Source organism: Rhodococcus sp. IEGM 1305, assembly GCF_030058635.1.
Taxonomy (GTDB): domain Bacteria; phylum Actinomycetota; class Actinomycetes; order Mycobacteriales; family Mycobacteriaceae; genus Rhodococcus_F; species Rhodococcus_F opacus_D.
Genome location: NZ_JASHKX010000067.1, coordinates 1 through 19,567, shown reverse-complemented (window position 1 = coordinate 19,567; position 19,567 = coordinate 1). Strand labels below are relative to the sequence as shown.

General features: G+C 67.7%; 19 protein-coding genes. 4 read left to right on the top strand and 15 right to left on the bottom strand.

Going from position 1 to position 19,567, the window contains the following annotated elements; translation table 11 throughout:
* A partial coding sequence (gene rpsB, locus QM693_RS37145) for a 30S ribosomal protein S2 (protein WP_283354800.1) occupies positions 1 to 624 on the bottom strand: 624 nt, incomplete at its 3' end.
* Between the two features lie 318 nt (positions 625 to 942).
* On the opposite strand from rpsB, the gene QM693_RS37140 reads away from it, so the two are divergent.
* A complete protein-coding gene (locus QM693_RS37140; RefSeq protein ID WP_283334788.1) occupies positions 943 to 1,485 on the top strand; it encodes a murein hydrolase activator EnvC family protein in 543 nt (180 codons plus the stop codon).
* On the opposite strand, the gene QM693_RS37135 is transcribed toward QM693_RS37140, so the two are convergent.
* Positions 1,482 to 2,507: a MinD/ParA family ATP-binding protein gene (locus QM693_RS37135; RefSeq protein WP_283354803.1), complete on the bottom strand. Its 1,026-nt coding sequence runs from the start codon at positions 2,505 to 2,507 to the stop codon at positions 1,482 to 1,484. The genes QM693_RS37140 and QM693_RS37135 overlap by 4 nt on opposite strands.
* Before the next feature lie 125 nt (positions 2,508 to 2,632).
* On the bottom strand, positions 2,633 to 3,559 hold the full coding sequence (locus tag QM693_RS37130; RefSeq protein ID WP_283354799.1) for a tyrosine recombinase XerC: 927 nt from the start codon (positions 3,557 to 3,559) through the stop codon (positions 2,633 to 2,635).
* Positions 3,560 to 3,644: 85 nt separating this feature from the next.
* Here QM693_RS37130 and QM693_RS37125 point away from each other — a divergent pair, with 85 nt between their 5' ends.
* Entirely contained in the window at positions 3,645 to 4,814 is a 1,170-nt protein-coding gene (locus tag QM693_RS37125) for a multidrug effflux MFS transporter (RefSeq protein WP_283354802.1), read from the top strand.
* A gap of 18 nt (positions 4,815 to 4,832) precedes the next feature.
* On the opposite strand, the gene QM693_RS37120 is transcribed toward QM693_RS37125, so the two are convergent.
* The 7 genes from QM693_RS37120 to QM693_RS37090 all read right to left on the bottom strand — a co-directional run bounded on the left by QM693_RS37120 (position 4,833) and on the right by QM693_RS37090 (position 12,775).
* Complete coding sequence (locus QM693_RS37120; protein WP_283354798.1) at positions 4,833 to 5,612, bottom strand: siderophore-interacting protein; 780 nt, start codon at positions 5,610 to 5,612, stop codon at positions 4,833 to 4,835.
* 72 nt (positions 5,613 to 5,684) lie between these two features.
* The gene (locus tag QM693_RS37115) at positions 5,685 to 7,232 is read right to left on the bottom strand and encodes an acyl-CoA carboxylase subunit beta (RefSeq protein ID WP_283354797.1); all 1,548 of its coding nucleotides are present in this window, start codon (positions 7,230 to 7,232) and stop codon (positions 5,685 to 5,687) included.
* A gap of 488 nt (positions 7,233 to 7,720) precedes the next feature.
* Positions 7,721 to 8,815, bottom strand: coding sequence for a DNA-processing protein DprA (gene dprA / locus QM693_RS37110; protein WP_283334792.1), 1,095 nt, complete (start codon positions 8,813 to 8,815; stop codon positions 7,721 to 7,723).
* A 56-nt stretch (positions 8,816 to 8,871) separates the two neighbouring features.
* A complete protein-coding gene (locus QM693_RS37105; protein WP_283334793.1) occupies positions 8,872 to 10,380 on the bottom strand; it encodes a YifB family Mg chelatase-like AAA ATPase in 1,509 nt (502 codons plus the stop codon).
* Positions 10,380 to 10,736, bottom strand: coding sequence for a YraN family protein (locus tag QM693_RS37100; RefSeq protein ID WP_005259362.1), 357 nt, complete (start codon positions 10,734 to 10,736; stop codon positions 10,380 to 10,382). Before QM693_RS37100 ends, QM693_RS37105 begins: the two co-directional genes overlap by 1 nt.
* A 210-nt stretch (positions 10,737 to 10,946) precedes the next feature.
* Complete coding sequence (locus QM693_RS37095) at positions 10,947 to 11,819, bottom strand: LLM class F420-dependent oxidoreductase (protein WP_283354796.1); 873 nt, start codon at positions 11,817 to 11,819, stop codon at positions 10,947 to 10,949.
* A 53-nt stretch (positions 11,820 to 11,872) separates the two neighbouring features.
* Positions 11,873 to 12,775, bottom strand: coding sequence for an Lrp/AsnC family transcriptional regulator (locus QM693_RS37090; protein WP_280781752.1), 903 nt, complete (start codon positions 12,773 to 12,775; stop codon positions 11,873 to 11,875).
* A gap of 223 nt (positions 12,776 to 12,998) precedes the next feature.
* Here QM693_RS37090 and QM693_RS37085 point away from each other — a divergent pair, with 223 nt between their 5' ends.
* Positions 12,999 to 14,717: an amidohydrolase gene (locus tag QM693_RS37085; RefSeq protein WP_283354795.1), complete on the top strand. Its 1,719-nt coding sequence runs from the start codon at positions 12,999 to 13,001 to the stop codon at positions 14,715 to 14,717.
* On the top strand, positions 14,714 to 16,057 hold the full coding sequence (locus tag QM693_RS37080; protein ID WP_283354794.1) for an MFS transporter: 1,344 nt from the start codon (positions 14,714 to 14,716) through the stop codon (positions 16,055 to 16,057). Before QM693_RS37085 ends, QM693_RS37080 begins: the two co-directional genes overlap by 4 nt.
* 56 nt (positions 16,058 to 16,113) lie before the next feature.
* On the opposite strand, the gene QM693_RS37075 is transcribed toward QM693_RS37080, so the two are convergent.
* The 5 genes from QM693_RS37075 to rplS all read right to left on the bottom strand — a co-directional run bounded on the left by QM693_RS37075 (position 16,114) and on the right by rplS (position 19,429).
* A complete protein-coding gene (locus tag QM693_RS37075) occupies positions 16,114 to 17,157 on the bottom strand; it encodes a patatin-like phospholipase family protein (RefSeq protein ID WP_283354793.1) in 1,044 nt (347 codons plus the stop codon).
* A gap of 34 nt (positions 17,158 to 17,191) precedes the next feature.
* Positions 17,192 to 17,509: a DUF2469 domain-containing protein gene (locus QM693_RS37070; protein WP_005240496.1), complete on the bottom strand. Its 318-nt coding sequence runs from the start codon at positions 17,507 to 17,509 to the stop codon at positions 17,192 to 17,194.
* 37 nt (positions 17,510 to 17,546) lie between these two features.
* Positions 17,547 to 18,227: a ribonuclease HII gene (locus QM693_RS37065; protein WP_105413024.1), complete on the bottom strand. Its 681-nt coding sequence runs from the start codon at positions 18,225 to 18,227 to the stop codon at positions 17,547 to 17,549.
* Positions 18,224 to 19,006, bottom strand: coding sequence for a signal peptidase I (gene lepB / locus QM693_RS37060; RefSeq protein ID WP_283354801.1), 783 nt, complete (start codon positions 19,004 to 19,006; stop codon positions 18,224 to 18,226). The genes QM693_RS37065 and lepB overlap by 4 nt, the downstream gene beginning before the upstream one ends.
* Positions 19,007 to 19,087: 81 nt before the next feature.
* The gene (rplS, locus tag QM693_RS37055; protein WP_005240490.1) at positions 19,088 to 19,429 is read right to left on the bottom strand and encodes a 50S ribosomal protein L19; all 342 of its coding nucleotides are present in this window, start codon (positions 19,427 to 19,429) and stop codon (positions 19,088 to 19,090) included.
* Positions 19,430 to 19,567: the final 138 nt, after the last annotated feature.

Sequence of the window (19,567 nt, the reverse complement as noted above, 5' to 3'; positions counted from 1 at the left end):
GCGGATGGCGTCGTCGTTGCCCGGGATCGGGTAGTCGACGAGGTCGGGGTCGCAGTTGGTGTCCAGGATCGCGATGACCGGGATGTTCAGCTTGCGAGCCTCGGCAACGGCCAGGTGCTCCTTGTTGGTGTCGACGACCCACACCGCGGAGGGGACCTTGGCCATGTCGCGGATACCACCGAGGGTGCGGTCCAGCTTGGTCATCTCACGCGTGAGCATGAGGATTTCCTTCTTGGTGCGACCCTCGAAGCCACCGGTCTGCTCCATTGCCTCGAGCTCCTTGAGGCGGAGAAGACGCTTGTGGACGGTGGTGAAGTTGGTGAGCATGCCGCCGAGCCAACGCTGGTTGACGTAGGGCATCCCGACGCGAGTGGCCTCGGCCGCGATGGATTCCTGGGCCTGCTTCTTGGTGCCGACGAAGAGGACGGTGCCGCCGTGGGCAACGGTCTCCTTGACGAACTCGTACGCCTTGTCGATGTACGTCAGCGTCTGCTGCAAGTCGATGATGTAGATGCCGTTGCGGTCGGTGAAGATGAAACGCTTCATCTTCGGGTTCCAACGACGGGTCTGGTGACCGAAGTGCGTGCCGCTGTCGAGCAGCTGCTTCATTGTTACGACAGCCATGGCTGTGTATCTCTCTTTCATTGCCGGTTGATGCAGAGCATCTGGAGACGCTCCACCCTGGCGCCCGCAGACCATCGGACTCACACCGAGATGCGAGACCAGCCGATGGCCGATAACCTGCGCGGGCGCGCGAAGTCGGACTGTGGGAGCACAGACCGCTCGATCAGTGTACGGCCTCCACGCCGAACGCCCTAACCGCCCCTGCCACACCGCGGCCGCGCGTGCAAGGGTTTTGCAGGATCTGTGGACAAAACGTAGTCGATCCACATTCTCGTCCGCTGCCCGTTCATCGGCCCGGACGTGCGGGATCGTCCATCCATGACGACATTCGGGGCGATCGTGCGGGCACTCACGGCGGCGGCCACGGCGGCCACGCTGCTGACCGGCGCGGCGCTCGTCGCCCCGCCCGCCGATGCCGCACCGACCGGTGAATTCGACTGGCCGCTGCACCCACGACCGCGGGTGGTCCGGGCGTTCGACAATCCCGAGCGCGACTGGCTTCCCGGCCATCGCGGCGTGGATCTGGGCGGCGTGCCCGACGAGGCCGTTCTGTCCGCAGGCGCGGGTGTGGTGGTGTTCGCCGGCACGGTGGCCGGCAAGCCCGTCGTCTCCGTGGACCACCCTGGTGGCCTCCGCACGACGTACGAGCCGGTGACCGCCCGGGTCACCCCCGGGCAGCGCGTGGGCCGCGGCACCGTCCTCGGCACGCTCGAACCCCGGCACCCGGGCTGCATCGCCCCTGTCGCAGCGTGCCTGCACTGGGGTCTTCGCCGCGACCGTGAGTACCTCGACCCGCTCGGGCTCGTCCGCGTGGCGCCGGTGCGGCTGCTACCCGTCGGGCCCCGTGATCGCGGCGGCTAGCGCCACTCCGCGACCGCGTGCCTGCCTGCCGACTCCGGGAAGTCGTCCGCGACCATCGCGGCGAGTTCGACGAACGCCTTCCGCGTCGCCGGACGCAACAGGTCCAGATCCACCACCGAGCCCTCGGCGAGGTGCTCGTCGAACGGCACCACCTTCACGGCCCGGCACCGGAGCAGGAAGTGATTGGTCAGTTCCGTCATATCGATCGTGCTCGAGCCGGGCCGGGCGGCGCTGATCACGACGACCGTCCGCGAGACCAGGTGCCCGTAACCGTGGTGCTGCAACCAGTCCAGCGTGGCGGCGGCACTGCGGGCGCCGTCGATGGCCGGCGAGCTCACCAGAACGAGGGAATTGGCGAGTTGCAGAACGCCGTTCATTGCCGAATGCATGATGCCGGTGCCGCAGTCGGTGAGGATGATGTTGTAGTACACCTGCAGGATGTCGATCACCCGCCGGTAGTCGTCCTCGCTGAAAGCCTCGGAAATCGCCGGGTCCTGTTCGCTCGCGAGCACCTCGAGACGGCTCGGCGCCTGCGACGTGTGGGCCCGCACATCCGAGTAACGCCGGATGGTCGACTCCGCCGCGATGAGATCACGGACGGTCGAATGCGTCTGCAGGGGCACACGTTGCGCGAGCGTCCCGAAGTCGGGGTTGGCGTCGACGGCGATCACGCAGTCGCCGCGCAATGACGCGAACGTCGATCCCAGCCCGATCGTGGTCGTCGTCTTGCCGACGCCGCCCTTCAAGGACAGGAAGGCAATTCGATAGTCCCCCTGGATCGGCTGCCGGATGCGGTCGAGCAGTGCCGCCTCGCGCGCCTCCCCTGCCGACTCCCCCGGATTCACCGATCCCCCGGTGAGCCGGTGCAGTCCGCGCCGCCACCCTCGGCTCGGCGCCTTGCGCCCCCGCGCGAGGAGAGCATCCGCCACCAGATCCTGACTGGTCACCTGATGCCGGCTCGGCTCCGGGGCGGGACCGTCCCAGGACTGCTGCCCCCACGGATCGGCGGCGGTGTCACCCACCGGGGCGCCGCCACCGTCGGTCAGCCAGGACGGTTGCGGTCGAGCCAAGTCTTCGCGGTCCACTATTTCCCCCGGGATAGTGCAGAAACAACTGCAGATTCGTGGCGCGACGCTACCAAACCGGGTCAGGCGCGGGGATGCGCCTGATCGTGCACCGCACGGAGTCTCGCCACGGACACATGGGTGTAGAGCTGGGTGGTCGCGAGGCTGGCGTGCCCGAGGAGTTCCTGGACGACGCGCAGGTCGGCGCCGCCTTCGAGGAGGTGTGTGGCCGCCGTGTGGCGCAGTCCGTGCGGGCTCAGGTTCGGTGCGCCGGGGACCGCGGACAGGACGTCGTGGACGACGCTGCGCGCCTGCCGCTGGTCCAGACGCTTCCCTCGTTTGCCCAGGAGAAGCGCCTGCCCGGAGCTGTCCGTCGCGACCGCGGGCCTGCCGACGTGCAACCAGAGGTCCACGGCGTCGGCGGCCGGTTTCCCGTACGGCACGGAGCGCTCCTTGTCTCCCTTGCCGATCACGCGCAGCAGCCGCCGTTCGCGATCCACCGAGCCGAGGTCGAGGCCGCACAGCTCCCCCACCCGTATTCCCGTCGCATAGAGCAGTTCCACGATGAGACGGTCGCGCAGGGCGATCGGATCGTTCTGCTGCGCGCCCGATTCGGCGGCATCCATCGCATCGACCGCCTGCGACTGCCGCAGCACCGGGGGCAGCGTCCGGTGGGCCTTCGCGGCACCCAGCCGGGCGCCGGGATCGGTGGCGATGCGCCGGGTCCGCAGCAGCCAGGCTGTGAAGTTGCGCACCGACGACGTCCGCCGGGCAAGGGTCGTCCGGGCGATGCCGGCCGCGGACTGGCCGGCGAGCCACGACCGCAGCACCTGGATGTCGAGCTCGCCGAGGTGCGCCTCCGGTGACGTCGACAACCAGTGCTGCAGCAGCGACTTCGCGTCCGCGACGTATGCCTTCACGGTGTGCTGCGATCGGCCGCGTTCGAGCCCGAGATGGCGCGCGTACTCCTCGAGTACCAGCTCCAACGGTGCCGGCAGGTCGCTGCTCATAGAGGCAACAGTCGACTCGGGCGGGAGATAAATCAAGCAGCCGCGCCGCTAGAGTTCTTTTGTGCAGCGAACGATCTCCATCCCCATGTTGTGTGTCCTGGCGTTACTGTCCGCGATCGCCCCGCTGGCCACCGACATGTATCTCCCCGGTCTCCCCCTGATGACGGAGAGCCTGAACACGTCGGCGCCGAGCGTGCAGCTGACGTTGACCACGTTCATGGCCGGGCTCGGAATCGGGCAGCTCGTCGTCGGACCGCTGTCGGACGGCCTCGGACGCCGGCGTCTGCTGATCGGCGCCACCGTCGTCACCACCCTCGCCGCGATGGCGTGCGCTCTCGCGCCCACCGTCGAAACCCTCATCGCTGCACGACTTTTCCAGGGACTCAGCGGTGGCGCGGCAATCGTGCTCGCACGCGCCTGCATCGCCGACCGGGCCCGCGGAGACAACGCCGCCCGGCTCTTCAGCATCATGATGATCATCGGCGGGGTAGCACCGGTCGTCGCACCGCTGATGGGCGGCGCCCTGCTCGGACCGGTCGGCTGGCGAGGGATCTTCTGGGTGCTCACCGCCGCCGGTGTGGTGATGTTCGCGGGAGTGCTGATCCTCGTCCCGGAGACGCTTCCCGAGGAAAACCGGCACGGCGGCGGACTCACTGCACTGGTCCGGAACCTGCGGTACGTCGTCGGCAACCGTGTCTACCTGGGTTACGCGTTCACGTTCATGTTCGGGTTCGTCGCACTCTTCTCGTACATCTCCGCATCCCCGTTCGTCGTGCAGAACGTCCTCGGGCTCAGCCCGGGGCAGTTCTCCATGGTGTTCGCGGTGAACGCGGCGGGCATGGTGAGCGCCGCGATCGTGAACACACGGCTCGTGGGCACATTCCATGCCCGGCAACTGCTGGGGTTCGGGGTCACGCTGCTCCTGGCAGCAGGGGTCGTGCTGCTTCTCGCCGCGGTACTGATCGATTCGCCGCCGTGGTGGGCGATCCTGATTCCGTTGTTCGTCTCGGTGTCGAGCATCGGTTTCGTGATGGGCAATGCGACGGCGCTGGCTCAGGGCGAGGTGACCAATGCGTCCGGCACCGGGTCCGCGCTCCTCGGCGCCGGCCAGTTCGGCCTCGCCGCGGTGGTCTCGCCGCTCGTCGGCATCGCCGGCCCCGACACCGCAGTGCCGATGGCCGTCGCGATCCCGACCGCGGGCACCGTGGCGATGCTGTCGCTGCTGGTGCTGACGCGGCGGACGCACATCTCGTAGCGCGTCCGCCGCACCGGGTCAGCGGGAAGCGCCCTCGCTCGCGGCGAGCTCGGACCTCCACACGCGAAAGCCCTCCTCGGTGCGACCGCGACGCCAGTAGCCGGAAATCGACGCGGCAGACGCGGGGACGCCTCGTTCCTTGCGCACGTAGGAGCGCAGGTTGTGCATGACCGCCTGCGCCTCACCGTGAATGAAGACCTGCGCCGTTCCGGGCAGCCATGCGGTGTCGCGCACTGCCGCGACGAGGGGTGCGTTGTCCCCGGACGCCTCTTCGCCGATCCGGTCCGACGTGTCGCCGCGGTGGATCCACGTGACGTCGACGCCGGCGGGCGAGTCGAACGCGATTTCGTCCTCCGGGCCGGCGACCTCGATGATCACCCGTCCGACCGCCGACGCGTCCAGCTTCTCGACGGACGCCGAGATGGCGGGAATTGCGGTCTCGTCGCCGGCGAGCAGGTACCAGTCGGCGGCCGGGTCCGGCGCGAACGCGCCGCCGGGTCCGCGCAGCCGGAGGACGTCTCCGGCCGCCGCGGACGCCGCCCACGGTCCGGCGACGCCGGCGTCGCCGTGCACCACGAAGTCGATGGCGATCTCTCGCTTCACCGGATCCACCGACCGGATCGTGTACGTGCGCAGGACGGGCTCGTCGGGGCTCCCGAATTCGAGTTTCGCGTACGCATCGGTGAAGGCATTCGGAACGAAGCTGTCGAATCCCGGGTCGCCGAAAAATACCCGCACCATGTGCGGGGTCAGCCACTCGGTCCGAAGCACGGTCAGTGTCGCAGTCGGTTTTGCCACGGGCATCTCTCCAATGAACTCAAGTTGGTTAGCGTTACCTAACTACGATACAGGAGTGGCTACCGACGGCGGTCAGAGCGGAATCAGGTGGTGCTTCTGCTCGCCGCGGGCGGAGCGCTTGTCGCGGAGCAACGTCAGCGCCCGCCGGATCTCGAGCCGGGTGGCGGACGGTTCGATCACCGCGTCGATGTAGCCGCGCTCGGCGGCCGAATACGGTGTCGCGACGTTCTCGTTGTAGGCGTCGACGAGTTGCTGCCGCATCGCGTCCTGTTCGTCGCCGGCAGCTTCGAGTTCGCGGTGGTAGAGGAGACTGATCGTGGCCTCGGCGCCCATGACCGCGATGCGTGCGGTCGGCCATGCGAAGTTCACGTCGGCACCGAGTTGCTTGCACCCCATCACCGCGTATCCGCCGCCGTAGGACTTGCGGACCACGACAGTCACTTTGGGCACGGTGGCCGCCGCGAACGCCTGCAGGAAACGTCCGCCGCTGCGGAGCACGCCGTTCCGCTCCTGTTCCAGCCCGGGTAGGAAGCCCGGCGTGTCGACGACGAACACGAGCGGAATCTCGTAGGCGTCGCAGATCCGCACGAAGCGGGCTGCCTTGTCGGCGCCGACCCGATCCAGTGCTCCACTGAGGAATTGCGGCTGGTTCGCCACCACTCCGACGGATCGTCCGTCCACCCGGGAGAATCCGGTGATCACGTTCGGTGCCGTTTGCGCGGCGAGTTCGTGGAAGTCGCCGTCGTCGAAGATGTTCAGCAGCAGGTCGTGCATGTCGTAGGCGGCGTTGTCGGCGTCCGGCATGAACTCGTTCAACGCCAGATCGTTGTCGGTGATCTCGGGTTCGAGTCCCGGGTTCACGATCGGCGCCTGTTCGTGCCTGCTGGACGGGAGGAAGCCGAGATAATCACGCACCCAGGCGAACGCCGCTTCCTCGCTCGGCGCGACGTGGTGGACGTTCCCGTTCTCGGCCTGGGCGCGGGCGCCGCCGAGTTCGTCGAGGGTGACGTCCTCGCCGGTGACGGATTTGATGACTCCGGGACCGGTGACGAACATGTACGCCTGCTCGTCCACGGCGACAACGAGGTCTGTGTTGATCGGCGCGTACGCCGCGCCGCCCGCGCATTTGCCGAGGAGGATCGAAACCTGCGGGCATACTCCCGACAGCGGGATCTGGCGGCGGCCCATTTCGGCGTACCAGGCGAGCGACGTGACGGCGTCCTGTACGCGTGCGCCTCCGGAGTCGTTGATGCCGACGCAGGGGCAGCCGATCCGTCCCGCGAATTCCATGATCGATGCGACCTTGCGACCGAACATCTCCCCCACGCTGCCACCGAACACGGTGTGGTCGTGCGAGAACACCGCCACCGGACGTCCGTCGACGGTTCCGTGGCCGGTGACGACGCCGTCACCGTAGGGGTTGTCGGGGGCTCCCGGGTTCCTCGCCATCTGTCCGATCTCGATGAAACTGCCGGAATCGAGCAGCATCCGGATCCGTTCGCGGGGTTCGGAGAGACCTTTCTCCTTGCGCCGCTCGATCGCCCTCGGGCTCCCCGGATTCAGCGATTGCTCGAGCCGATCCTCGAGATCAGCGAGCAGTTCCGCCGTGGTCCTGGTCATGTGAGATTCCTCCTCGAGACGCACCCGCGAGCGGACTGCACTCCCGGGGCGCCGGTAGTTGCCTCATCGGACACCGGATGTGCACCGACCGGGCGCCGTGGGTGAGACGACTGGACTCCAAGTACCCACGACGGGCGCAACTACCCCTCCGGCACAACGTTGGGTGGAGTGGGAACCGTCGCGAGCGCTTCGAGGACTTCACAGACTTGATCGCCCCGGGGCGCGATGTCGGTCCAGGGCGTGCCCTCGGGTTATCGGCGAACAGCTCCGCTACGAGCCGGAGGCGATCAACAAGCTCAACACCTGCGCGACGAAGTTCCGCCACAAGTCCTCGGCTGACCCCATATCTCACTCCTTCGTGCGGTTGTGAGGTGCGATACGAAGTTTCTACCCCAATGCGTCGTCGATCAGTCGCTTCGACTCGCACTTTGGGCAACCGAGCACGATGAAGCACGCGCCGAGCGGGCTCTCGACTGGCTCGCCTCGTCTCACTTCTGCCGCGACCACCCCGTGTCGTCGGAGCCGACGAAGCCCTCCATCTCCAAGAGCGGCAGCACGGCCCGAACCTGCTCCACCGCGACCCCGGACAGTTCGGACAACTCCCGGACCCCACGCGCCCCGACCGCAGGCAACGCCTCGTACACCAGCAGGGCATCCCCCGACAGCGCATCCAGATCGCGGACCACGTCGAGGCCTTCCCGCAGCCCGATCGGTCCGGCCTCCTCCACCACGTCACCGGCATTCGCGACCAACCGCGCCTCCCCCTCCCGAATCATCCGGTTGCACCCCGTCGACGACGCCGACGTCACCGGACCCGGCACGGCCATCACTGGACGCCCCAGTTTGCGCGCCCAACTCGCCGTGTTCCGCGCACCGCTGCGCCATCCCGCCTCCACCACGACCACCCCGTCGGACAGGCTCGCCACCAAACGATTCCGCGCCAGAAACCGATGCTTCGCGGGTGTCGTGCCCGGCGCGTACTCACTGATCACCGCACCGTTCTGCGCGATCTGCCGCAACATGCGTGCATGCCCCGCCGGATACGCGCGATCCACACCACACGCCAGCACCGCCACCGTCAGGCCCCCGACACCCAGCGCTGCCCGATGCGCGGCACCATCGACCCCGAACGCCGCACCCGACACGATCGTCCACCCGTCGACGGCGAGATCACCGGAAATCTCGGCAGTCACGTGTTCGCCGTAACCACTCGCCGCCCGCGTCCCCACGATCGAGATCGCCCGATCGGTCAGTTCGGTCACCGGCCGCGAACCGAGCACCCACAAGGCCAACGGCGGGCCCTCGTCCCTCGACCGGGACAAATTCCCGAAGCCGAGGAGCCGCCACTGCGGCCACTCGTCGTCGTCCGGCGTCACGAGCCGGCCACCCATCCCCGCCACCAGTTCCAGATCGTGCGCGGCGGTATCCACATGCGCCCGGGCAACGGTCCGCTCCCCTAGCATCTCCGACAGGTCCCGCTCCCGCACGGCCCGCGCAGCCTCCTCCGGACCTACCTTCTCCACGAGCCGCGACAGCGCCGGGCACGGCCCCTGCACTACCTTCGACAGATACGCCCACGCCAATCGCCGCGGATCCTGGACACCATTCAGATCGCTTGCACCACTTCGACTTTCCACTGTCACTGAAAGCTCCGATCACGAAACCCCAACGCGGTGACCACCTGCTCCGGGCCCGGCATGTCGAGTCCCGCCAGATCGCTCACGGTCCAGGCCACCCGCAACGCCCGATCGGCGCCCCGGGCCGTGATCAGTCCCTTCCGTAGCGCACGCTCCACCGGCGCCAGCGCGGGCCGCGCCAACCGGAACTTCTGCCGCAGGGCCGGTCCGGGCACCTCAGCGTTGGTGCGCCAGCCGTAGTCGCTCCACCGCTCGCCGGCGGCGGCCCGCGCCTCGGCAACCCGTTGGCGGACGTCCTCGGTGCTCTCCCCGACGTCGTCGATGAACGCCCCGGTCGCGACGGCCTGCATCCGCACTCGCAGATCCACCCGATCCATCAGCGGTCCCGACAGTTTCCCGAGGTAGCGTCGCCGAGCGGTCGGTGCGCACACGCAGTCGGCTTCCCGCGCGGGCGCGCACGGGCACGGATTGGCCGCGAGAATCAGCTGGAAGCGCGCCGGATAGCGGGCGACCCCGTCCCGGCGCGCGATTCGCACCTCCCCGTCCTCGAGCGGGGTCCGCAGGGCTTCGAGGACCTTGGTTCCGATCTCGGCGCACTCGTCGAGAAACAGCACCCCTCGGTGGGCGCGACTGACGGCGCCGGGCTTCGCGACACCGCTTCCACCGCCGACGAGTGCGCTCACGGACGCCGTGTGGTGGGGTGCGATGAACGGCGGCACGTCGATGAGGGGACGCTCGGGCGGCAGAAGCCCGGCCACGGAGTGGATTGCCGTCACCTCGAGCGATTCGCTCTCGGTGAGCGGCGGCAGAACCCCGGGAAGTCGCTGCGCCAGCATCGTCTTCCCCACGCCGGGTGGACCGGTGAGCATCAGGTGGTGCGCTCCCGCCGCCGCCACCTCGATGGCCCAGCGCGCCTCTACCTGACCCACCACCTCGCTCAGATCGGCGCGCACCGGTTGCGCAACCCACTGCGCCGGCTCCGGATACTCGAGATCCCGCTCCTCCCGCAGCCACGCGATCGCCGCCCGCAGGTCGTGCGCGCCGAGCACCTCGACACCACCGACCAGCCCTGCCTCGGGCAGCGACTGCACCGGAACCACTACCGTTGCCCACCCCGCATTCTTCGCCGCGAGCACCGCGGGCAGGATCCCGCGCACCGACCGGAGCCGCCCGTCCAGCGCCAGTTCTCCGAGCAGAACGGTCTCGCGCAGCCGCTGCCGCTTCACCTGCTTGGCCGCGTCCAGGACGGCAGCGACGAGCGCGAGATCGTAGACCGACCCGACCTTCGGCAGCGTCGCCGGCGACAGCGCGAGGATCACCTTCGAATCCGGCCACTCCTCGCCCGAGTTCGCCACCGCGGCCCTGATCCGGTCCCGAGCCTCCTGCAGCGCGGTGTCCGGCAGCCCGACCAGATGCACCGCGGGGAGGCCGCGGCCGATGTCGGCCTCGATCTCGACCAGTTGACCGTCGACCCCGGTCACGGCCACCGAATGTGCTCGCCCCAGCGCCATCAGAACGCATCCCGGACATGCTCGATCTGGGGCTGCGGACCGTGCCCGATCATGATCGCGACCACGTCGAACCGCACCCGCGACCAGTGCCGGCCCGAGTCCCGCAGCCACTCGACGGCCAGCAGGCGGATCCTGCGCTGTTTCGAGAACGTCACCGCCTCGGCGGGACTGCCGTATCCCAGGCCGCGCCGTGTCTTCACCTCGACGAAGACGAGCCAGTCTCCCTCTGCTGCAATGAGATCGACTTCGCCGTATCGGGATCGCCAGTTTCGGTCGACGATCTCCATGCCCGCTTCGGTGAGATACCGGGCGGCCAGATCCTCCCCATGTGCACCAAGCGCGAGATTGTGCGCCACAGCAGCCTCCACCCCGTCCCCCGGCGGCCCACCGATGCGAACCGCGTCTCTCGCATCACCGTGCCCGACCCGCATTCCGGGAAGAGGTACCCGAACTGGCCGAACGAATTGGGCTGTGGATGAAGTGCACGTTGTGGACAACTCGGCACTGTGCGGGAGGTGTTTCACCCAAAGTCCCAGGTCAGGCCTGTCAAGCCGGTAATCGAACGGTCAGCCGACAGCGGGCATCCATCGGCGCGCGAGCGATGCCACCCAGTCGGCGGCCTCACCGGGATCCCCGGGTGGCGACTCGACGAGGACGAGTTCGTCGACTCCCGCGTCGGCCAGCGCGTCGACGTCGGACGGGTCCACTTTCCGCAGGGCGACGGCCAGGCGCAACTCCTCCGTGTCGCGCCCCGCGCCCCGGCACAGTGCGTGGATCGTCCGGATCCGTTCGGTGACGGCGTCGATGCCGTCCACATTGAACCCGTACCAGCCGTCACCCCACGCCGCGACCCGGCGGAGTGCCGCGTCACTGTTGCCGCCGAGCACGACCGGAATCCGGCGATCGCGCACGGGTTTCGGATTGACCCGCACCGAATCGACGCGGACGAACTCACCCTCGAACGTCGCGACGTCGTCACGCCACAGCGTGCGCATCGCCGCGACGTATTCGGCGGCGCGCTCGCCACGTCCCTCGAACGGAATGCCGAGCGCAGCGAATTCCTCCCGGGACCAGCCGATGCCGACGCCGAGCGTCAGCCGGCCACCACTCATCAGATCCAACGTCGCGGCCTGCTTGGCCATGAGGACAGGATTGTGTTCGGGCAGTAGCAACACCCCGGTGGCCACGCCGATCGTGTGGGTGGCAGCGGCGGCGAAGCTCAGCCCGATCATCGGGTCGAGCCAATCCGCGACGGCGGGGACCGCGATCCGGCCGTCGTCCGCGTACGGATACCGCGACTCCGACCGGTCCACCATCACGACGTGCTCGCCTGCCCACAGCGTGGCGAATCCGCTGTTCTCGGCGGCACCCGCGACCGAGTCGATCACCGCGCGACGAGCGCCGGTGCCGATCCCGAGTGCGTGCAACCCGAGGCGCATCGGCCGATCGTCTCACAGTTGCCCGGCCGAAGTGACTCGCTTCCGGGATGCTCCTAGCCGCGGACGTCGAGGCTACGGGCGTAGTGCTCCTTGAACACCTCGAGATGCGTCCAGGTCTCCAAGGCCATCACACCGTCGATCGTCCGGATGTGCTCGGCAAGAGAGTAGAGGTCACCCGACGAATCGGCGGCGACCGTGCCGATCAGGTCGAATCTGCCGAGTGTCCGCGCCAGGAACTCGATACCCGGCAGGTCCTCGATCTGCGCGCACGCCTCCCGATCCCGCGATCCGAGGCTGACACCGATGCCCATGGCGAGGGTTCTGCCGCCACCGCGGCGCCTCACGACGGCTCCGACGCGCAACGCGGTGCTGTCGATCAGATGGTTCACGCGATTCCGCGCCGCGCTCGGTGAGAGCCCGGTGCGTTCGGCCAGTTCCAGAAACGGCATCCGCCCGTTCCGTTCCAGTAGCTCGATGAGCGCGACGTCTTTCGCGTCCAGTCGAACGTCGGCCCGTAATGCGCTCTTGGGCATGAAAATTCCCTTGATGACATCGGCGTAGAAGAGCGTGTTGACGGTGCGGACACCGGGTTCCGCACGGATCGCGGCGATGGCGTCGTAGAGGTCCCGCTGGCTGGGGACGCGCAGTTCGGCGATGATGTTGTACTGCCCGCTCACAGCGGAAATGTACACGGCCGCCTCCGACGCGCAGAGCACCTCGGCCACGGGACCCACCGGCCCCGACACGGCGACGGACACGTGTGCCATCGCCTTGAGGCCCAGCAACTCGGGGTGGGCGACGGCAACGACGCTCACCGTGCCGGTGTCGAGGAGCATCTGGACGCGCGTGGACACCGCGGCGCGTGGTGCTCCGACGGTCGCGGCGAGCTCCCGATAGGTTGCGCGACCGTTCGACTGCAACGCCGCGATGAGCTTGGAATCCAGTTCGACAGTCATGATGCCCGGAGATTTCTCGATTTCTTTCTGCACTTCCGACAGAGAAGAAGAATCGCACATACCTCCAGATTCTGCGAATCGGTGCAAATCTGCTCCAGATATCGAACACATTCGCCGTCGACTGCTCGGTCCGAAACTTTGATGTATTGCGCAGCCGCTGGTCAGGGCGTAATTTTCCCTCCCAACCGGAACGTGACCCACACCACCATCTCGAAGGATCCCCATGCGCAAGCTGTTCCACCACGAGGCGTCCCCCCTCGACGCCACCGCCACCGTCTTCACCGGCGGCACGCTCCGCACCGTGGACGCAGACACCGAGGGCGCCGAGGCCTTCCTCGTCTACGGCAATCGCTTCGCCGCGGTCGGCACCGTTGCGGAATGTCGTGAGGAAGCGCGGAGGATCGGCACCCGGACGACGGACGTCATCGATCTCGCCGGGGCGACCGTCGTACCCGGGTTCGTCGATCCGCACGCCCACCCCCTGATGTACGGCCAGATGCTCAGCTGGGTGGACTGCGGCCCCGAGAAGGCACGCACCATTCCCGAGATCGTCGCGCTGCTGGAGGAGGCATCGGGGAATCAGCCTGCCGGGATCCCGGTGCGCGGGTACGGCTACGAGCACCGCAACCTCGTCGAGGGCCGTCATCCCACGAAGGAGGAACTCGATCAGGTCGGTACCGACCGCGAGGTCTACCTGATGAACGCCAGCGGTCACGGCGGCGTTGTCAACACGTTCACCCTCGAACTCCACGGCGTCACCCGCGACACCCCGAATCCGCCCGGCGGCGAGTTCTTCCGCGACGCGGACGGCGAGCTGACCGGCGAACTGTCCGATGCCGCCTGCAACATCCTCACCGGCGTGAACGGCGTCAAGGTCGGTCATCACGGCCCGAATTTTCACCTCGAGGACGAACCCGAGGAGCATCTGCGACAGCTCTCCGTGGCGCAGGAGAAGTTCCTCGAGGGCGGCGTGACCACGATCGGCGACTGCCAGGTGACGCGGCGCGAGTTCGACATGTACCTGCGCCTGGCGGAGCAGGGCCGGCTCGAGACCCGGGTGAGCATGTACCTGCTCAGCCACCTGCTCGATCACGCGCTCGACACCGGGCTGCACGGTGCGTTCGGCAACTCACGTCTCGCGTTCGGCGGGATCAAGTTCTACGCCGACGGCACTCTCGGCGGTTGGACCGCCTACTTCCCTGATGGGTACGTGGGCGACCCATGCCGGACCGGGCAGCTCTATCACGAGCCCGCCGACTATGCGGCGCTGATCGCGAAGGCACACACCGTCGGCCTGCAGACCGCGACGCATGCGCAGTCGCCGACCGCCATCGAGATGGTCCTCGACGCGATCGAGGCCGCGCAGAAGGCGCATCCCGACGCCGATGCCCGTCATCGCATCGAGCACTGCGGGTTGCCGACCCCCGAGCAGATCACGCGGATGCACGCACTCGGGGTGTACCCCGTCAACCAGCCGCAGCACTACTACAACTGGGGCGAGGGCGTGACCGCGGCCATCGGCACGCCGGGTGAGCGTTTCAATCCCCTCGGGGAATTCGTCGAAGCCGGCGTGCCGGTCACGATCAGTTCCGACGCACCCGTCGCCGAGCCCAAACCACTCGAGGCGATCCAGGCCGCCGTCACCCGCATCACCCGGCAGGGACATCAGCTCGGCTCGAACGCGTTGCGGCTGACCGCTGCCCAGGCGCTCACCGCGCACACGCTGAACGGGGCCCGCGCGCTCGGAAGGGAATCCGAACTCGGCAGCATCTCCCCCGGCAAGCGCGCCGATTTCGTGGTCCTCGGCTCCGACCCTCTCACCGTCGACCCGCACACCATTGCCGACATCGAGGTTCGTGAAACGTGGATCGACGGCGAATTGGCGCATTCCACCCGCAGCGACCTATTCTCGACCATTGCAACCACCGAGGATCAGTCATGAGTCACGACACCCAGATCGCCAAGGCCCGCAGGGCGGGTTTCGCGGCCTTCGTCGGCACCACCATCGAGTGGTACGACTTCTACGTGTACGCCACGGCGGCGGCCCTGGTGTTCGGTGAGATCTTCTTCCCCTCCGACACCGACCGCCTGACCGGCATCGCCGCCGCGTTCGCCACCTACGCGGTGGGCTTCTTCGCCCGCCCGCTCGGCGGCATCGTCTTCGGACATGTCGGCGACCGGGTCGGCCGGCGGACGGCGCTCGTCGTGACGCTCACCCTGATGGGCGCGGGCACGTTCCTGATCGGCGCCCTGCCGACGTACGCGCAGATCGGGTTCTGGGCGCCGCTGCTGCTCGTGATGCTGCGCTTCGTGCAGGGCTTCGCGGTGGGCGGCGAATGGGGTGGCGCCGTGCTGATGGCGGTCGAACACGCGCCCGAGGACAAGAAGACGTTCTACGGCGGATTCGCACAGCTGGGTAACCCCGCAGGCGCGCTGCTCGCCACCGGGTTCTTCAGTGTCCTCTCGACCTTCGGCGACGACGCCCTGCGGGACTGGGCGTGGCGGCTGCCGTTCCTGTGCTCGGCGCTGCTGATCGGCGTGGGTCTGCTGGTGCGACTGAAGGTGGAGGAATCTCCCGTCTTCGAGTCCGAGGTGCAGACGGCGACCGAACCCGAAGCGCTGCCGCTGAAGTACGCCATCGTCACCAACTGGCGCCCGATCCTGCTCGGCATGGGCATCCTGCCCGTCGCGGTGGGTGGCTACTACCTCGTGACAACGTTCATCACGGCGTACGCCACCGACCCGGACGTCGGGCTGTCCGAGACACTCGTCCTCAACGCGCTCAGCGTGGCCGCGGTGGTGGAATTGATCGCCACGCTCGGGGTGGCGTGGCTCGGCGACAAGGTCGGCCGGATCCGCGTGGTGATCTACGGACTGCTGGCCGTCGCGGTGCTCGCCGCACCACAGTTCCTGGTCCTGAAATCCGGGTCGGTGGTCCTGATCTTCCTGACCTTCGCCGTCATGCGGCTCGTCCTGGCCGCGACGTACGGTCCGATCGCGGCGGTGCTGTCGCAGATGTTCCGGCCGCAGGCCCGGTACACCAGCATCTCCCTCGCCTACCAGGGCGCGGGCGCGATCTTCGGTGGGCTGTCCCCGTTGGTGTCCACGCTCATGTTCCAGGCAACCGGCAGTGTGTGGCCGGTGATCGGCCTCCTGATCGGAATGTGCGCGGTCAGCATTCTCTGCCTGCTCGTGGCGCCGCAGCACGTCGATCACGTCGACGGCGAGTCCGACGAATCGGTGGGCGACCTTGGCGCCGCCCGGGCTCCGGCCTCGAGCTGACATCCCCGCGACGGGAAGGGCCGGTGGTGCGTGTGCAGCACCGGCCCTTCCACCTGTCAGGTGGGCTCGCCGTCCGAATCTGCCGGAGACACAGCGGCTGCCGGCGAGACGAGACCGGCGTCGTCGAGCGCACGCCCGGTGAGAACCCGACCCAGTTCGATCATCTCGGCGGCACGATGGAAGTCGAGACTGCGGCACGCGTTCCGGGGCACCCGAACGTGCACGTCCGGTGGATACGCGGCGAGCTGATAGCGAGCCAACGTCGCCTGCATCACGTCGAGCGAACGGTTCATCACGGCGAACCGGCTGAACTTCGGGACGGCCACGGCGTCGCCCTCGACCACGGTCTGATCGCCGATCACCTGGCCGTCCTGCTCGTCCGACGGATCCGGGTCGGTCTGCGCAGCGCCGAACCGCCCCACGACCGACCGCACGATGTCCAGGTCACGCAGCTGCGCGGCGCTCCGGCGGAAGCGCGCCACCCATTCGTCCACCGGCCGCGAATCCGCGCTGACGTTCTCCGGTGACAGCGAGCGCCCGTCCCGATCCTCGGCGCTCAGGCTGATTCCGACGGTCAGGTCGGCGCTCACGGAGACGAGCGGCGCCATCGGCAAAGGGTCGAGCACCCCACCGTCGGCGAGGACTCGGCCGTTGAGCACATACGGCGTGATGACGCCGGGGATGGCGATCGACGCACGGATCGCCGCGTCGACGGGCCCTCGCTGGAACCACACCGACCGGCCCGCAGCGAGATCGGTGGCCACGGCCGTATACGGAATCGGAAGGTCTTCGATGCGGATCTCGCCGAGTATCTCCCTGACCCGTTGCAGGATCTTCTCGGCGTGGATGGCTCCGGGTGCGGACACCGACAGGTCGAGAAGACGCACGACGTCGAGCTGGGTCAGGCCGATCGCCCACCGGGTGAAGTCGTCGAGCTTGCCCGCTGCGTGGAGTCCACCCACCAGGGCACCCATCGACGAGCCTGCGACACCGACGATCTCGAATCCGCGCTCCTCGAGTACCTGGATCGCTCCGATGTGGGCGTATCCCCGCGCACCACCGCTACCCAGAGCCAGCGCGACGCGCCTCGGTCCGGTCATCGGATGATCGTACGCGGACGAGGACTCCGGATCGTCAGGACAGACCGTTGTCGGGGAGCCGCAGGTCCGGCTTGTCGAGCTCCTCGATGTTCACGTCCTTGAACGTGATGACGCGGACATACTTCACGAAACGCGCGGGGCGGTACATGTCCCACACCCACGCATCGGACATCCGCAGCTCGAAGTAAATCTCTCCGTCCGCGTTGTGCGGCAGCAACTCCACCGAGTTGGCCAGATAGAACCGGCGCTCCGTCTCCACGACATAGGAGAACTGACCGACGATGTCCCGGTACTCGCGGTAGAGCGACAGCTCCATCTCGGTTTCGTACTTCTCGAGATCCTCGGCACTCATCGGTCTCGGAGTCCTCCTGCTCTGGTGTGAATTGTCATCATCTCGCACTTCCGGAACTGTTATCCACTCGGTGTATCAGCGCGGCGACGTTCGACCACGAGCGGCGGTGCTCCGGGCACGGGCCCAGCTTCTCGAGAGCCGCCAGGTGCGCGGGCGTGTTGTACCCCTTGTGGATCGCGAAACCGTAACCGGGATGTGTCTCGTCCATCGCGACCATCACCCGGTCGCGAGAGACCTTGGCCAGCACGCTCGCCGCCGCGATGCATGCCGCCGCGGCGTCGCCGCCGATCACCGGCAGCGACGGGGCCGGCAGGCCCGGGACGCGGAAGCCGTCGGTGAGAACGTAACCCGGGGTGGTCGAGAGCCCGGCGACGGCACGTCGCATGCCCTCGATGTTGGCTACGTGCACACCCATCCGGTCGACTTCCTCGGCCGGAAAAGATACGACGCTCCACGCCACAGCGAGCCGGGTGATGGCCGGGAACAGCTCTTCACGCGTGCGTTCGGTGAGCTTCTTCGAATCGTCGAGGCGCGCCAGCGCCGGATACGGCTTCGGCGCGAGCACGCAGGCCGCCACGACGAGCGGCCCCGCACACGCGCCCCGGCCTGCCTCGTCGACACCGGCCACCGGCCCGAGGCCGCTACGGACCAGGGCCGACTCCATTGTCCGCAGACCGGACGACCTGCGAATGACGGTGCGTGGAGGCCAGGAAGTCACTTGCCCTGGATATCGGGTGAACTGATCGTGCCCATCCGCGACGGCGGCAACGCGATGAAGACGGCCTTACCGATCACGTTGTCGAGCGGGATGGTGCCTTGCATGTCGTCGCCCACGTGGTACCGCGAGTCCGCGGAGTTGCTGCGATTGTCGCCCATCACCCACAGGTGCCCGTCGGGCACGGTGACCGGACCGAAGCAGCGCGCCGACTTCAGTGCCGTGTCGCAGGCCTGGGAGCCGGGGACGAACGGGAAATCCATGACGACGTAGGGCTCGTCGAGCGGCTTGCCGTCGACCAGGATCCGGCCCTGGTCGTCGCAGCATTCGACGGTCTGACCGCCGGTGGCGATCACACGCTTGACGAGGTCGTTCTCGTCCGGGGGGACGAGTCCGACGAGGGAACCGAGTTCCTGCGCACCGCGGATCACCACGTTGGAGGACCGGGTGGAGACGAAATCCTGTGACCACGAATCGGGGCCGCGGAACACGATGACGTCACCCGGTTGCGCTTCACCGAAGCGGTAACCGATCTTCTCGACCACGATGCGGTCGCCGGTGCAGCCCGCGCACCCGTGCAGCGTCGGTTCCATCGATTCGGACGGAATGAGATACACCCGGGCGACGAACGTCTGCAACAGGAAACTCAGAACGAGCGCGACCAGAATCAGGATCGGCAACTCGCGGAGGAAGGAGCGGGGCTTCTTCTCGGGCTCCGCCGCTCCGCCGTTCACGGCGGAGGTGGCGGCCGAATCGCCGGTGGTCTCGGATTCCGACGACAATGCCCGCTCCTTCGAAGAATCTGTCACGAAATCAGATTAGCCCGGCACTGCGAGTACGCAGTGCCGGGCTCATCGGAAAGGTCAGCGCTTTTCCTTGATCTTGGCGGCCTTGCCACGCAGATCGCGGAGGTAGTACAGCTTGGCGCGACGGACGTCACCGCGGGTGACGACCTCGATCTGCGCCAGGTTGGGGCTGTGTACCGGGAAGGTGCGCTCGACGCCGACACCGAAGGAGACCTTGCGGACGGTGAAGGTCTCGCGGACGCCGCCGCCCTGACGGCGGATCACGACGCCCTTGAATACCTGCACGCGCTCCTTCGAGCCTTCGATGACCTTGACGTGCACGTTGAGGGTGTCGCCGGGACGGAACTCGGGAATGTCGTCGCGGAGGGACTTCTTGTCCAGAAAATCGAGAGTGTTCATCGGTGTTCCATCCTTGCGTTTCGCAGGAGCAGAGGAACCGAGCGGCACCCGGACGTTCGAAGAACACCGGTGCTCGTCTGGTTCGTGCCCAGATCAAGTACTGCTGCCTGGTCCAGGCAACCCGTCCATTGTGCCAGA